Below are 13,494 nucleotides of genomic sequence, written 5' to 3'. Positions count from 1 at the left end.
TGACGGCCCAAAGCGAGGACTCGCCAATGGCGGCGACCGCCGACAAAAACACCGCCTTCGCGCTGCAAGGCGTGACGCCGCCCGTCGCCGAGAAGCGCGAGAGCCGGCGCGTCGCCCATGGCCGCGTCCAGGACGACCCCTATTCCTGGCTCGCCGCCGAGAATTGGCGCGAGGTGTTGAGCGATCCGGCCGCCCTGCCCGCCGACATCGCCGCCCTGGTGCGGGCCGAGAACGCCTATTGCGAGACGGTCCTCGCTCCCCTTTCGAAGTTGCGCGAGACGCTCCAGGCGGAGCTGCGCGGGCGCATCAAGGAGGACGACAGCGAGCCGCCGTGGCCGGATGGCCCATACGCCTATTTCGAGCGCTATCGCGAGGGCGGCGAGCATGCGCTCTATTGCCGCACGAAACGCGCCGGCGGCGAGGAGCAAATCCTCTTCGACGGCGATGAAGAAGCCGGCGACGCGCATTTCTTCGACATAGGCGAGATCGACCATTCGCCCGACCATGCGCAGCTCGCCTGGAGCGTCGACGACAAGGGCTCGGAATATTATTCGATCCGCACCCGCGCGTTTTCCGATGGAAAGGACCGCGAGGACGTCGTTGCGCACACCGACGGCTTCTTGGTCTGGAGCGCGGATTCCAAGAGCTTCTATTACGTCCGCGTCGACGACAATCACCGCACGGCGCAAGTCTTCCGCCACGACATCGGCGCCGATCCCGCGACCGACGCGCTCGTCGTCGAGGAGCTCGATCCCGCCTGGTTCGTCTCGCTCGATCGCAGCCGTTGCGGGCGCTTCGCCATCGTCTCCATTCGCGGCCATGACGCCAGCGAATGCCATCTCGTCGACCTGCGCGACAAAAACGCCAAGCCCCGCCTCGTGGCGAAGCGCGAGCCCAAATTGCGCTATGACGTCGAGCCGCACGGCGATGATCTCTACATCCGCTCCAACGCCGACGGCGCCGAGGACTTCGCGATTTTTCGCGCTCCCCTCGCCACCGCGTCGCGCGCCGACTGGCGCCCGGTGGTTCCGCATGTCACGGGACGGCTCATCGTCATCGGCACGGTCTATGCGCGCCATCTCGTCTGGGTGGAGCGCGAGAACGGCCTGCCGCGCATTCTCATTCGCGCGTTAGAGGGCGGCGAGGAGCACGCCATCGCCTTCGACGAAGAGGCCTATGCGCTCTATCTGCTGCCCGGCCTCGAATTCGACACGGACACGCTGCGCTTCACCTACTCCTCCATGACGACGCCGGAGGAGACCTACGACTATGACATGCGCGCGCGCGCCCGCACTCTGTTGAAGCGCGAGGAAATCCCCTCGGGCCATGACCCGAAAAACTATGTGACGCGCCGCTTCTTCGCGAAAGCGGCGGATGGCGCGGAGGTTCCCGTCACTCTGCTGCATCGCGCCGATTTCACGCCGGACGGCGGCGCGCCGACGCTGCTCTACGGCTATGGCGCCTATGGGCATCCATTGTCCGCGAGCTTCGATCCCCATGCGCTCTCGCTCGTCGATCGCGGCTTCGTCTATGCGCTCGCCCATACGCGCGGCGGCACGGACAAGGGCTGGAGCTGGTACGAGAACGGCAAGCTCGAGAAGAAGCCCAACACATTCTCCGATTTCATCGCCGTCGCGCGCCATCTCGTCGCGACGGGCTATGCGCAAGAGGGCGGAATCGTCGCGCAAGGCGCGAGCGCCGGCGGCATGTTGATGGGCGCGATCGCCAATCAGGCGCCGGAGCTTTTTTCCGGCGTCATCGCCGGCGTTCCCTTCGTCGATGTGCTGAATACGATGCTGCGCGACGATCTGCCGCTGACGCCGCCCGAATGGGAGGAATGGGGCAATCCGATCGCCGATGTGGCCGCCTATGACCGGCTCGCCTCCTACTCTCCTTACGACAATGTGGCGGCGAAGACCTATCCGGCGATCCTCGCCCTCGCCGGCCTCACCGATCCGCGCGTGACCTATTGGGAGCCGCTGAAATGGGTGGCGCGCCTGCGCGAGCGCATGGCGGGCGGCGGCCCTGTTCTGTTGCGCACAAATATGGAGGCCGGCCACGCTGGCGCCTCGGGGCGATTCGAGCGGCTGGAGGAAGTGGCGCTGGAATGGGCGTTCGCGCTGGGGTGTGCGGGGAAGGCGGAGGTATAGGGGACGGACAACTCCGCGTCTTCTCGAACGAGAAGCAATCAGCTGTAATTGCGGGTTTTTTCTGCGAGCCCGAGGCCATGGCAAAAACATTATGCCTTCGGCCCAGCCCCATCTTTATGAAACCGTTCCGAGGGGGTAGGATAAGTCATGTCTTCTGCGTCAGCAAATACGGTCGTATCCGCATTCACGGAGGACCAAGTTACGCGTCTGACTGGTATCAGTCAGCGGCAGTTGCGCTATTGGGCGTCGGACTCTTTCTACAAACCGAGCATAAAAGTCGATACGACCGATATTGATGGGCTGCGCCTGTACAGCTTTAGAGATCTCGTGTGCCTGAAGGTAATCAATGCGCTTCGAAACGACGTAAAGATACCCCTTCAAGAGCTTCGCGCGACCAAAGAACGTCTCGCCCATCTGGGAGATGACCTGTGGGCAAAAACGACCCTCTATGTCCTCGGCAAAAAGGTCGTATTCGAAAATCCGGAAACGGGCGAAAAGGAAGAGGTGTCTAGCGGGCAAGGCGTGCTCCAAATTCCGCTCGTAGTCGTCACAGGTCAGATGGCGGACGCTGTTCGCGCGATGAGACAGCGCAAAGACGGCTCATTTGGAAAAATTGAGCAAAAGCGCGGCATAGCTCAGAATCAAGCTGTGATCGCTGGTACAAGGATTCCTGTTCGGAGCATTCAAGCGTTCGCAAAGGCTGGGTACACGGTCGAGGAAATAAACAAGCAATATCCAACGCTCACCAAAGATGACATCATCGCTGCTATTGATTTTAAAGACGTTGCGTGACCAATAGTCGTCGATCAATCGCCATCCTACTTGACGAGGGGACGCCAGTTCAGGTAGCAACCCCGTTCTTAGAATGCGGTTACCGTGTAATATATCACAGCGACGTATTGGACAGTGGTACAAAAGATGAAGTCGTCGTAGCAACTGCAATTTTGAATAACTCTATATTAATCGCCGTTGATGCAGACATGAAACGCTTAGTTAAGCGCTTCGGGTCTCCGAACGACAGCCCAAAATATTGCAAGTTAAATTTAATTATACTGAGATGTGGTGAAGTAATTGCTGCAAAGCGGCTTCAGCAGGCAATGTCGTTTGTCGAATGCGAATGGGATTTCACGAAGAAGAAAGTTTCACGTCGGCTATGGCTCGATATTGGGCTCCATCGCCTGACAAGCTATCGCTGAGTGAGCTGGTCAGGTCGGGCCGTTATCCAACCTTCGTCCCGGTCGCCGAGCTGGTTTTTGCTCCACCTTGACATTCCGCGGAAAATATTCCGATACACGTTCACGCTTCCGATGCGTCTTTGATTGCAAAGGCCGTGGCCGACGGAAGCCGCGGCGTCCCGGACATCCTTGTCCACCCGCCGCGACAAGCGCGGCAAGGCCCTTTTTTGGCGGCCGGCCCGTTTCTCGACGAGGACCTCGTCCCTTCGATTCATAAGGCGAGAGGTTCCGACGCGATTGAACTTCGACGCCGCGCGGCTACCATGGAACATGTTTCGATCTGAAATTCTTACGCCGAGGAAATGATATGAGTCTCGCGCTCGAGGTGAATGGCTTCATCAGAAACTCCAGAAAAACGTCTTCGGTATATGACCTCAACGGCCTCTTTCCGACGATGCGGAGCGGCATGAACATCGAAACCACGGCCGCCTCCGGCATGCTCACCTCGCTCACGCTGTACGACGATCGGGGCCAGATCTATGAGACGGCCATCGAGTCCGACATCGCCGCATTTTGGCAATTGACCGAGGGCCTTTGCACGGCGAGGACGACGTATCGGGCGATCAAGGCCAATGCGGACTGGCAGGGCGTGCATGCGGTCGGGCAGCGCGCGATTTTCTACGAGATAAACGGCGGCGCCCTTCCTGTGGTTCAGCCGGCGACGGTGGTGTGCAAGCGATGCAATGTCGTGATGACTTTGGAGGCGGCGACGATCGACCATCGTCATCCCCAGTCGGGCGGAGAACGGCAAGCCGCGAGAAGAGTTTTCCGAGCGGTCGGACTGACTCAGCAGCACGCGAGGCATCCGGCCGGTCGCATCATAGAGGAGCGGAGCCCCTTCAAAGATCGGAGAGCGGGTTTTCCCGGCGGCAGCTTGTCATATCTCGGCGTGATATTCTTTACCTGCATAAAAATTGCCAACAAATACGAAGCCTTCGCTGCAGCCTGCATCCACCACCTCGTCAATCTGGAGCCCTTGTGCTTTCGTTGCAACTCGTCCAAGGGCGCGTGGGGCTATTGACCTGTGCTCGCGCCTCGAAGGCGCGCCTTCGAAGCGCGTTCCTGGGCGTTACGAAAATTTTCCTTTGTTCTGCTCGCCCTGCCGCGGATCGCTGGCGTATCGCTTGCTTTTGCCTTGCCTAGAGGGCCGCCGCGGGCGGCCGATCACGAAAGGCGGCGTCCCATGAACGTCCTCGCCATTATTTTCGCCGCGACCCATGTCGAGGGAAGCGAGACCGGCGTGCTGGCGCCGCTCGCCGGCGAACCCCTGCTCGCCCGGCTGCTCGAACGTCTCGCCCATGCGGAAAAGCTCGCCGGAATCGCCGTCACCACGAGCGATGAGCCCGACGACGCGCCGATCCGCGAATTTTGCGCCGCGCGCGGAATCGCCTGCCAGACCGGCGCGCGCGACGATCTCATCGGCCGCCTGCTTGCCGCCATGCAGGCGGCGGGCGCCAAGGGCGGCATTGCGCTCGACGCGCGCAATCCGCTCATCGATCCCGCGCTCGTCACCAAGGTCGCCGATCTCTTGCAAATGACCGACGGAATGCTCGATTGGATCGGCAATACGCTCGCGCCGAGCTATCCGCGCGGCATGGAGATCGACGGTTTTACCGCCGCGGCGCTGACCGAGGCGGAGACGCGCTGCGGCGCGCCGGAGCAGCGCCGCCGCGGCCCCGCTTTTCTGCGCGAGAATAGCCGCATCTATCGCCCGCTGAGCCTCGCGGCTCCGGCGGAGGTCGCCCGGCCGGAGCTGCGGCTCGACGTCGAGACGCTCGCCGATCTGCCGCGGATCGAGGCGATCTTCGGCAGTTTCGGGGGCCGGACGGATGTCGGCTTGGCGGAAATAATCGCCGCGGCGGATCGGCTCGCGGCGCAATAGGAAAGATTATTCTATGCCCGCCACATGGGTTCCATGGGTGACGACGGCGCCGGCGCGCAGGGCGGCGGCGATGAAGACGGTCTCGGCGAGCTCCGCCTCCGTCGCGCCGGCGGCGACAGCCTGCTTGCGGTGAATCTCGAGGCAATAGGCGCATTGGGTCGTCAGTGCGACGCCGAGCGCGATCAGCTCCTTGTATTTTTTGGGGATCGCGCCGTCGGCCATGGCCGCGGCGTCGAACTGCTTGAACGCCTCCCAGGCCGCCGGCGCCGTCTCGCCGATTTTGCTCAGGCGCTTCACATTCTTCATATCGTACATGGCTTCTCCTCTTTGCGATCGCAACCTACCTATCAGATGATAGGCATACCCTGCGCGATTGACGAAGGCCTGTCAATGGCGCTTCTTCGCGGAGGGAGGGACCGGGCGGAATGGCGATGGCGCGACGCGGCGAGGGCACGGCGGAAAAGATTCTCGACAGCGCGGAGGAGCGCCTCTGCCGCTACGGCTATAATGGCGTGAGCTTCCGCGACATCGCCGCCGATGTCGGGGTGAAGAGCGCGAGCGTCCATTATTTTTTTCCCACCAAGCCGGCGCTGGTCGCGGCGGTCGCGCGGCGCTACGCGGATCTCTGCCTCGCCGAGCTCGGCGATCCTCTCGCTCGCGCGCCGGCGGAGGCGGTCGGCCTGCTCGCGGAAATGTTCCGCCGCACCGTGGCCGAGAAAAAACGCATGTGCCTGTTCGGAATGCTGGCCGCGGAAGTGGGCGGCCTGCCCTCCGAGGTCGGCGGCGAGGCGCGGCGCTTCTTCGCCGCGACGCTTTGCTGGCTGCGCGCCGCGCTGCGCTCGGAAGATGCGTCGGCGGAGGCGATCCTCGCGGCGCTCGAGGGCGGCGTGCTGCTCGCCCGCGCGATGGACGATCCGGCGATGCTGGAGAAGGTGGCGGAGCGTGTGACCGCGCGTCACTTCACCGTGAGCGGATAGCCGGCGACGACGAGATAGACGCGGGAGGCGCGCTTCGCCACGGCCTGATGCAATTCGCCGGCGGCGTCGCGGAAGCGCCGCGCCAGCGCATTCTCCGGCACGATGGAGAGGCCGACCTCCGAAGAGACCAGCACCGTCGGCGCGCCTCGCTCGGCGAGCGCCGCGAGCAACTCCTCCCGATCGGCGCGCATGTCGGCGTCGGCGAGCAGCCGATTGCTCAGCCATAGGGTAAGACAATCGACGAGCAGCGGCCGCTCGGACGGCGCCTCGCGCAGCGCTCGGGTGAGCGCGTGCGGCGCCTCCGCCGTGCGCCAATCGCCGCCGCGCCGTTCTCTATGCGCGGCGATGCGCCGGCGCATCTCCTCGTCGAAGGCCTGCGCCGTCGCGATATAGGTCCAGGGACCGGGCGCTGCGGTCGCCAGCCCCTCGGCGAAGGCGCTCTTGCCGGAGCGCGCGCCGCCGAGGACGAAGGCGAGATGCGGGTTTTCGGTCATCGGTATCTCATCAGAAGGTGAGCCATCGCTCGAAATCGGTCATGTCGACGCAGACCATTCCGCCCCGACCGAGCGCCTCGCGCTGAGTCGAAGAGAAAATCGGGGCATATAGCGCCTTTTCGATTTTCCAGTCGCGATATGGCGCTCCCGTCTTCGTCGCCAGAAATCGCGCGACATGATCCTCGAAGCTCGCGAGCGCTTGCGAATTATGCGCGCCGGCCGAACGCTTGCAGAAGCCGAAACGGATTCGGCGCTCGGTCTCGTCGAGCGCGATCATGTCGATCTCGATGTCGCTGCCGTCGGCCTTGTTCCAATAGCCGGCGACGAGTTGAGTAAGCGAAAAGTCGCCGACCCCCTTTCGGGAGCATTCCTCGGCGATCTGCCGCACCAGTTTCTCGAAGGCGTAGCCCTCGTGGGTTTGCAGCGACCTGTCGGCTTTCGCCACGGCCTCTTCGATCGGGCGAATGCGCGCCAAGCGCACATTACGCTGGATCGCCGCGAGCCAAGCGCTCAAGAAATTGTCCGTGATGGCATAGCGAGCGTTTCGCTGTTTGCCGGACGAGAGGATCGGCCGAAGCTTTTCGACCATGCCGTATTTTTCGATGAGCACTTTGAGGTAGCCGGCCAACTGGCTTTCCTGCGTCGGGCCGGTGCGATCGTATTCCTCTTTCAATTGCCCGTGCGACAGCGGCCCGCCTCGGGCGAGAAGGGTCAGGACGGTATCGTAACGCCCGCGTAGCTCGCGCAGGAACCAGTTATCGGCTTCGTCCTTGAGGGGGCTCGAGCCCTCGAAGAACATCTTGCGAAGGGCTTCAGTGCGATGGTCCACGGACTGCCGGAGCACGCCATGGTCGAAACAGTCCCGGTAGAACTTGGGAACTCCCTCGAAGATCGACCAGAGAAACAGTCGATGATGAGGATCGACGATCCCGTGGGCCCGGAACATTTCGAACAGAGTCTCGAAATCCCAATGGCCTATTTCCAGTCTGTCGGTGACGCGGTTGAACAGAGGGGACGCCCGATCCTCCAAGAGCGCGGTCATTTCCGTGTGGATCGACCCCAATGTGAACACGCCGCCACCCGGATTTTCGGCTCGGGCTTCGTCGATGCGAGCTTGCAGAAGGGACTGAAAAGATGAAAGGGCCGCGCGGTGAAAGTATTGGAACTCGTCGATTACCGCGATGCCGCCAAACCACCAAAATGCGCGCAGATATGTCGCAATCACCAAGAAATTCGCGCTTGCTTCCCGCGCGAATGGATTGCCAGTGTCTTCGATCGCGTCTTCAAAAGCCTGAACGACGCCTCGCTCGTCACTGTCGGGAACTTGAACGTATAAAGCCTTACCGGTCAGCCCGCGCCGCCTGATCGCCTCCTGTATCAGCGACGTCTTCCCGATCCGACGTCGGCCGGAGATCGCGCAGAAGAAAAAGCGGCCGCGCGCCAGGATCTTGTCGATCTCGGCCAGCTCCGCGCGCCTTCCGTAGAACCCCCATTCCGCCATCGGCCCTCACTAATATAAAAGCTATTATATTAGCTCATATAGGGCCGATAGCGTCATTTTGACAATGCGTTATCGCGCGACGCTCACTTCTTCCCCGCGGCGTCGATCACATCCTCGAGCGTGCGCAGGCCCGTCGTCGGCGCGTTGACCAGCACCGCCATATTGCCCGGGGCGTGCTGGTTCTTCCACATTTTGGTGTGGGCGAGCGGAATCTTCGCCCAGGGGAAGACTTCCGACATGCAGGGATCGACGCGCCGGTCCACGACGAAGCGATTGGCCGCGGCCGCCTGCTTCAGATGGGCGAAATGCGAACCCTGGATGCGCTTCTGCCGCATCCACACATAGCGGGCGTCGAAGGTGAGGTTGAAGCCGGTCGTGCCGGCGCAGAACACCACCATGCCGCCGCGCTTCACCACCATGCAGGAGAGCGGGAAGGTCTGCTCGCCCGGATGCTCGAAGACGATGTCGACGTCCTTCTTGCCGGTCAAGTCCCAGATCGCCTTGCCGAAATTGCGGGCGGCCTTGGACCAGTCGTTGAATTCCGGCGTGTTGACGGTCGGCAGCTGGCCCCAGCAGCCGGAAAAATCCTTGCGGTTGATGACGCCCTTGGCGCCGAGCGAGAGCACATAGTCGCGCTTGGTCTCGTCGGAGATGACGCCGATGGCGTTGGCGCCGGCGGCCGCGCAGAGCTGCACGCCGAACACGCCGAGGCCGCCCGAGGCGCCCCAGATGAGCACATTGTCGCTCGGCTTCAGACGATGCGGCTCATGGCCGAACAACATGCGATAGGCGGTGGCCAGCGTCAGCGTGTAGCAGGCCGACTCCTCCCAGGTGAGGTGCTTGGGGCGCTCCATCAGCTGGCGGTCCTGCACGCGGCAGAACTGGGCGAAGGAGCCGTCCGGCGTCTCATAGCCCCAGATGCGCTGCGAGGCGGAGAACATCGGGTCGCCGCCGTTGCACTCCTCGTCGTCCCCATCGTCCTGATTGCAATGGACGACGACCTCGTCGCCGACCTTCCAGCGCTTCACCTTGGAGCCGACCGCCCAGACGATGCCGGAGGCGTCGGAGCCGGCGATGTGATAGGGGAGCTTGTGGACGTCGAGCACCGAGATCGGCTGGCCGAGCGCGGCCCAGACGCCATTGTAATTGACGCCCGCGGCCATCACCAGAACGAGCACGTCATGGCTGTCGAGCTCCCAGGTGGGCACCACCTCGAGCCGCATCGACTCCTCGGGCGGCCCATGGCGCTCCTTGCGGACGACCCAGGCGTGCATCTTTGCGGGAACATGGCCGAGCGGCGGAATCTCGCCGATGTCGTAGAGGTCTTTCAGTTCGGTCAACGTCTGGCTCCTCGGGGAACTCTCATCAAGCCGGCGGCGGGGCCGAGGGGCCATACATATACGGCCGGCTTTCGGCTGAACAGTGCCATATTGTGGCAGGAAACGTCGCTGCGGAAACGTCGCTGCGGAGTTGGGCTTCGATCGCTCGGGCGCGACATTTGGTCATTTGATTGGTCATGAGGCGAGACATGAGCGCCGTCGCGCAAGCCGAGGCCCATTTGAGCGAGCTCGTCGAACGCGCGGCGAGGGGCGAGACCATTCGCGTCACGCGGCGCGGCAAGGCGGTCGCCAAGGTCGCGCCGCTCGAAGAGCCGAAGAAGCGCGTCGACGCAGCGGCGCTGCGCGCGATCATCAGGCGCAATTTCCAAAGACATATCCTGGGCGTCGCTCGATCAGATCGTCTGCGCGCTGCGCTTTTTCTACGGCGTGACGCTCGGCCGTGACACGATCCCGGAGCGGACGGCGCGCATCGTATCGCGAAACAGCGCGAAGCGGCTCCTGCGTGGAGAACATGCGAATCCGAAAGCGCTGCGACGCACGAAAGCTTTGCCGTACCAGGTTTTAAGCATAATGGCTTCTTTAGGAAGCGCTGAAGGATTCAATAAAGATTGTCCCATTAACCTCCATTCTTAAGGAAGGCGCCATGTCAGGCGCTCTTGGTCGAGAAACGCGAATGAAAACGCGGTCATTCCCGCGCGCGCCGCTCGATCGGGCCTGGGAATGAAGAGTCATGATGCTCTCCAAAACGGCTCTGCCGCTGGTGTTTTGCGCGGCGATGTGGTCGACGGCGCGCGCCGCCGATTGGTATACGGGCGCCCCCGCAGCGGAAGCGCCGCCTTCTCCGGCTCAGCCTCAGCCGGCCGTTTCCATCGATCTTTCCGTCGACGGCACGTCGCGCAGCTCCATCGCCGGCGCCTTCGTCGGCAAGATCGCGCCTTTCGGCTCCATCGCGGAGAGCGGGCCGCGCATTCGCGTCTCGACCGTCATCGGCAAATACGCCTATGACGCGAGCGATCTCCCCGTCTATGTCCCCGTCGGCGCCGCCTTCATCCCGCGCAACTCCGGCTATGGCCGCGTGCATGGAACGCTCGAGGACGGCTCCTTCATGGTCGGCTATGAAGTGGTGTCCAATCAAGGCGGCGTCGCGCTCTATGTCGGCCCGGATGTGATGAATCACAGCCTGTCGCCTTTCGATCCGGGCAATCAGGTGCGCGGCGTCAGCGTCGGCGCGAAGATCGGCGTCGAGGCCTTCGCGCGGCCGACCGATTCCACCATGCTGGCGCTCATCGCCTATTACTCGACCGTTCACAACTCCTATTACACGCGGCTGAAATTCGGCGTCGAGCTGGCCGACTATGTCTATGTCGGCCCCGAGGCGCTGGCGCTCGGCGACGATTATTTCTCGCAATGGCGCGCCGGCGCGCATGTCACCGGATTGAAGCTCGGCGCGGTGCAGATCGGCGTCTCCAGCGGCTATCTGCGTGATCGCGTGCGCGGCGGCGGCGCCTATGGAATTCTCGACACCCATATCTCTTTTTAGATTCCACGACCGCTCGCATCTTTTTCGGCCGCGACAGTTTCAAACCGACTTTGCTCGAAGGCGTCGCCATGTCGACTTTGCGTTTTCTCTGCTTTCTCTTTCTCGGCGTTATCGCCGTCGCTCTCGCCACGCAGCCCGTGAGCGTGCAGGCGCAGCTGGCGACGAGCCTTTCCGTCATCTTCCTGCTCGCCTTCTTATGGCGGTTCTCGCGCGGCGCGGAATCGCGCCAGCTCTTCATCGCGCTCGCGCTCTTCGTGGTGCTGCGCTATGTCTATTGGCGCGTCACTTCCACTCTGCCGCCGCTCGCCGATCCCGTCGGTTTCGGCTGCGGCGCGATATTGCTCGCCGCCGAGCTCTATTGCGTGGCGATGCTGTTCCTCACCCTCGTCGTCAACGCCGAGCCGCTGACGCGCGAGCCGGCGCCGCTGATCGAGGACGAGGCGCTGCCCGCCGTCGACGTTCTCGTGCCGAGCTATGACGAGGACGCCTCCATTCTGGCGACGACGCTCGCCGCGGCGAAATCCATGGATTATCCCGCCGATCGTCTGAACGTCTTCCTGCTCGACGACGGCGGCACGGATGAGAAATGCGCCGACCCCGATCCGCGGCTCGCCGCGCGCGCCGAGGAGAGACGCGCCGCCTTGCAGAAGCTCTGCGCCGCGCTCGGCTGCCATTATCTCGCCAGAGAGCGCAACGAGCACGCCAAGGCCGGCAATCTCAACAATGCGCTAGAGCATGTCTCCGGCGAGGTCGTCGTCGTGCTCGACGCCGATCACGCGCCTTTCCGCTCCTTCCTGCGCGAGACGATCGGCTATTTCTTCGAGGACGACCGGCTCTTCCTCGTGCAGACGCCGCATGTCTTCCTCAATCCAGATCCGATCGAGCAGAATCTGCGCACCTTCCGCCGCATGCCGTCGGAGAACGAGATGTTCTACGGCGTCATGCAGCGCGGCCTCGACAAGTGGAACGCCGCCTTCTTCTGCGGCTCCGCCGCGCTGCTGCGCCGCGCCGCGCTCGACGAGGCCGGCGGATTCTCCGGAGTCTCCGTCACCGAGGATTGCGAGACGGCGCTCGAGCTTCATGCGCAGGGCTGGACCAGCGTCTATGTCGACAAGCCGCTCGTCGCCGGATTGCAGCCGGAGAGCTTCGCCTCCTTCATCGGCCAGCGCGTGCGCTGGTGCCAGGGAATGCTGCAGATTTTCCTGCTGCGCAACCCGCTCCTGCAGCGCGGCCTCGAGCCCTTGCAGCGGCTCGGCTATCTATCGAGCATGAGCTTCTGGTTCTTTCCCTTCCCGCGCCTCGTCTTCATGCTGGCGCCGCTCGCCTTCATCCTCTTCGATGTGAAGATCTTCGTCTCCAACATAGAAGAGGCGATCGCCTATACCGCGACCTATGTCGTCGTGAATGCGATGCTGCAGAATTATCTGTTCGGCTCGGTGCGCTGGCCCTGGGTGTCGGAACTCTATGAATATTGCCAGGGCGTGTTTCTGTCCAAGGCGATACTTTCCGTCTTTCTGCGCCCGCGCAGCCCTTCCTTCCGCGTGACGGCGAAAGGCTCGACGCAGACGCAGGACCGCCTCTCCGAATTGGCCTGGCCCTTTTTCGCGATCTACGGCCTGCTCGCGATCGGCGCCGCCGTCGCCGCCTACCGTTACGTCGCCGAGCCGGGCGTGCGGCAGCTCATGGTCTTCGTCGGCCTGTGGAACATGTTCAATCTCGTCACCGCCGGCGTCGCGCTCGGCGCCGTGACGGAGCGGCGCCGCCGTGAGTCGCATCCGCGCCTTGCGATCGAGCGGCGCGGCGCGCTGGTTCTGGGCGATGCGCATATACGCGTCGCCATAGAGGAGGTCTCGGCGACCGGCTGCCGTCTGCGCGCCGCGACCGAGGCCGACGCCAGAGCGCTCGCCGCCGCGACGACGTCCGAGGGACGGCTCTTCATCGACTCCTATGTCGACGCGGCGCGCCATCCAAGTCTTTGCGCGCGCATCGTGAGCGTCGCGCCGGATGGGCGCCGCCACGTCGCCTTCGCGCTGTCGCGGCCGCAGGATCATCTGGCGCTCGCCGATCTGATGTATGGCGACGCGACGGCGCTCGAGCGTTTCGTCGCTGCGCGCCGCAATCACAAGGGCGTCATCGCCGGCACGGCGCAGTTTCTCTGGTGGGGCGTGATCGAGCCGCTGCGCGCCTTCGCCTATCTGCGCCCGCGCTCCGGAGAGGCCGCGCTGCGCGAGCCGCCGCCATTCGCCGATCTCTCCGCCATCTTCGGCCGCCGCCAGCCGCGTCTGCGAGCGCCGGCGGAGCGCGAGGCGGCGCCCGCCATCAAGCCTGGTCTCTCTTCCAGAAACGAAAAAGTCTGATTCCTTTTCCCGCAAGAC

The 13,494-nt window shown here is 63.3% G+C and carries 12 protein-coding genes and 2 pseudogenes; 10 read left to right on the top strand and 4 right to left on the bottom strand.

The window, feature by feature from the left end:
• The first annotated feature begins 26 nt into the window (after window positions 1-26).
• The 5 genes from Mspo_RS05850 (at window position 27) to Mspo_RS05830 (ending at window position 5,267) form a co-directional block, all read left to right on the top strand.
• Window positions 27-2,150: a S9 family peptidase gene (locus Mspo_RS05850; RefSeq protein ID WP_159727785.1), complete on the top strand. Its 2,124-nt coding sequence runs from the start codon at window positions 27-29 to the stop codon at window positions 2,148-2,150.
• 147 nt (window positions 2,151-2,297) lie between these two features.
• Window positions 2,298-2,942 (top strand): DUF433 domain-containing protein, encoded by a 645-nt coding sequence (locus tag Mspo_RS05845; RefSeq protein WP_159727783.1) that lies wholly within the window; start codon window positions 2,298-2,300, stop codon window positions 2,940-2,942.
• Window positions 2,939-3,346, top strand: coding sequence for a DUF5615 family PIN-like protein (locus Mspo_RS20260; protein ID WP_159727781.1), 408 nt, complete (start codon window positions 2,939-2,941; stop codon window positions 3,344-3,346). The genes Mspo_RS05845 and Mspo_RS20260 overlap by 4 nt, the downstream gene beginning before the upstream one ends.
• Before the next feature lie 346 nt (window positions 3,347-3,692).
• Complete coding sequence (locus Mspo_RS05835; RefSeq protein ID WP_159727779.1) at window positions 3,693-4,406, top strand: hypothetical protein; 714 nt, start codon at window positions 3,693-3,695, stop codon at window positions 4,404-4,406.
• A 162-nt stretch (window positions 4,407-4,568) separates the two neighbouring features.
• Complete coding sequence (locus Mspo_RS05830; protein WP_159727777.1) at window positions 4,569-5,267, top strand: spore coat biosynthesis protein F; 699 nt, start codon at window positions 4,569-4,571, stop codon at window positions 5,265-5,267.
• 6 nt (window positions 5,268-5,273) lie between these two features.
• Here the strand turns inward: Mspo_RS05830 and Mspo_RS05825 are convergent, their stop codons facing one another.
• Complete coding sequence (locus Mspo_RS05825) at window positions 5,274-5,582, bottom strand: carboxymuconolactone decarboxylase family protein (protein WP_159727775.1); 309 nt, start codon at window positions 5,580-5,582, stop codon at window positions 5,274-5,276.
• Window positions 5,583-5,692: 110 nt separating this feature from the next.
• Here Mspo_RS05825 and Mspo_RS05820 point away from each other — a divergent pair, with 110 nt between their 5' ends.
• Entirely contained in the window at window positions 5,693-6,244 is a 552-nt protein-coding gene (locus tag Mspo_RS05820) for a TetR/AcrR family transcriptional regulator (RefSeq protein ID WP_159727773.1), read from the top strand.
• Here Mspo_RS05820 and cobU read toward each other — a convergent pair.
• From cobU to ccrA, 3 genes are all read right to left on the bottom strand, one after another.
• Entirely contained in the window at window positions 6,223-6,738 is a 516-nt protein-coding gene (gene cobU, locus Mspo_RS05815; RefSeq protein WP_159727771.1) for a bifunctional adenosylcobinamide kinase/adenosylcobinamide-phosphate guanylyltransferase, read from the bottom strand. The genes Mspo_RS05820 and cobU overlap by 22 nt on opposite strands.
• 10 nt (window positions 6,739-6,748) lie before the next feature.
• Window positions 6,749-8,239 (bottom strand): ATP-binding protein, encoded by a 1,491-nt coding sequence (locus Mspo_RS05810; protein ID WP_368854805.1) that lies wholly within the window; start codon window positions 8,237-8,239, stop codon window positions 6,749-6,751.
• 83 nt (window positions 8,240-8,322) lie between these two features.
• The gene (gene ccrA / locus Mspo_RS05805) at window positions 8,323-9,579 is read right to left on the bottom strand and encodes a crotonyl-CoA carboxylase/reductase (protein WP_201281639.1); all 1,257 of its coding nucleotides are present in this window, start codon (window positions 9,577-9,579) and stop codon (window positions 8,323-8,325) included.
• Between the two features lie 176 nt (window positions 9,580-9,755).
• On the opposite strand from ccrA, the pseudogene Mspo_RS19825 reads away from it, so the two are divergent.
• From Mspo_RS19825 to bcsA, 4 genes and pseudogenes are all read left to right on the top strand, one after another.
• A pseudogene (locus Mspo_RS19825) lies at window positions 9,756-9,917 on the top strand (type II toxin-antitoxin system Phd/YefM family antitoxin); the annotation flags it as partial.
• A 22-nt stretch (window positions 9,918-9,939) separates the two neighbouring features.
• Window positions 9,940-10,044, top strand: a pseudogene (locus Mspo_RS19820) (integrase); the annotation flags it as partial.
• A gap of 265 nt (window positions 10,045-10,309) precedes the next feature.
• Window positions 10,310-11,119: a cellulose biosynthesis protein BcsS gene (gene bcsS / locus Mspo_RS05795; RefSeq protein WP_159727763.1), complete on the top strand. Its 810-nt coding sequence runs from the start codon at window positions 10,310-10,312 to the stop codon at window positions 11,117-11,119.
• Between the two features lie 68 nt (window positions 11,120-11,187).
• Window positions 11,188-13,476 (top strand): UDP-forming cellulose synthase catalytic subunit, encoded by a 2,289-nt coding sequence (gene bcsA, locus Mspo_RS05790; RefSeq protein WP_159727761.1) that lies wholly within the window; start codon window positions 11,188-11,190, stop codon window positions 13,474-13,476.
• Window positions 13,477-13,494: the final 18 nt, after the last annotated feature.

It is taken from the genome of Methylosinus sp. Ce-a6 (genome assembly GCF_009811655.1).
In the GTDB taxonomy this organism is placed as follows: Bacteria; Pseudomonadota; Alphaproteobacteria; order Rhizobiales; family Beijerinckiaceae; genus Methylosinus.
Note: the sequence above shows the minus strand (reverse complement) of the source record. Positions and strands in the feature narration are given on the sequence as shown.

Excerpts from the sequence above, each read along its gene's own strand:
- Mspo_RS05850 (WP_159727785.1), top strand. The coding sequence starts at position 27 with ATGGCGGCGACCGCCGACAAAAACACCGCCTTCGCGCTGCAAGGCGTG.
- Mspo_RS05845 (WP_159727783.1), top strand. The coding sequence starts at position 2,298 with ATGTCTTCTGCGTCAGCAAATACGGTCGTATCCGCATTCACGGAGGAC.
- Mspo_RS05835 (WP_159727779.1), top strand. The coding sequence starts at position 3,693 with ATGAGTCTCGCGCTCGAGGTGAATGGCTTCATCAGAAACTCCAGAAAA.
- Mspo_RS05830 (WP_159727777.1), top strand. The coding sequence starts at position 4,569 with ATGAACGTCCTCGCCATTATTTTCGCCGCGACCCATGTCGAGGGAAGC.
- Mspo_RS05825 (WP_159727775.1), bottom strand. The coding sequence starts at position 5,582 with ATGTACGATATGAAGAATGTGAAGCGCCTGAGCAAAATCGGCGAGACG.
- Mspo_RS05820 (WP_159727773.1), top strand. The coding sequence starts at position 5,693 with ATGGCGATGGCGCGACGCGGCGAGGGCACGGCGGAAAAGATTCTCGAC.
- cobU (WP_159727771.1), bottom strand. The coding sequence starts at position 6,738 with ATGACCGAAAACCCGCATCTCGCCTTCGTCCTCGGCGGCGCGCGCTCC.
- Mspo_RS05810 (WP_368854805.1), bottom strand. The coding sequence starts at position 8,239 with ATGGCGGAATGGGGGTTCTACGGAAGGCGCGCGGAGCTGGCCGAGATC.
- bcsS (WP_159727763.1), top strand. The coding sequence starts at position 10,310 with ATGATGCTCTCCAAAACGGCTCTGCCGCTGGTGTTTTGCGCGGCGATG.
- bcsA (WP_159727761.1), top strand. The coding sequence starts at position 11,188 with ATGTCGACTTTGCGTTTTCTCTGCTTTCTCTTTCTCGGCGTTATCGCC.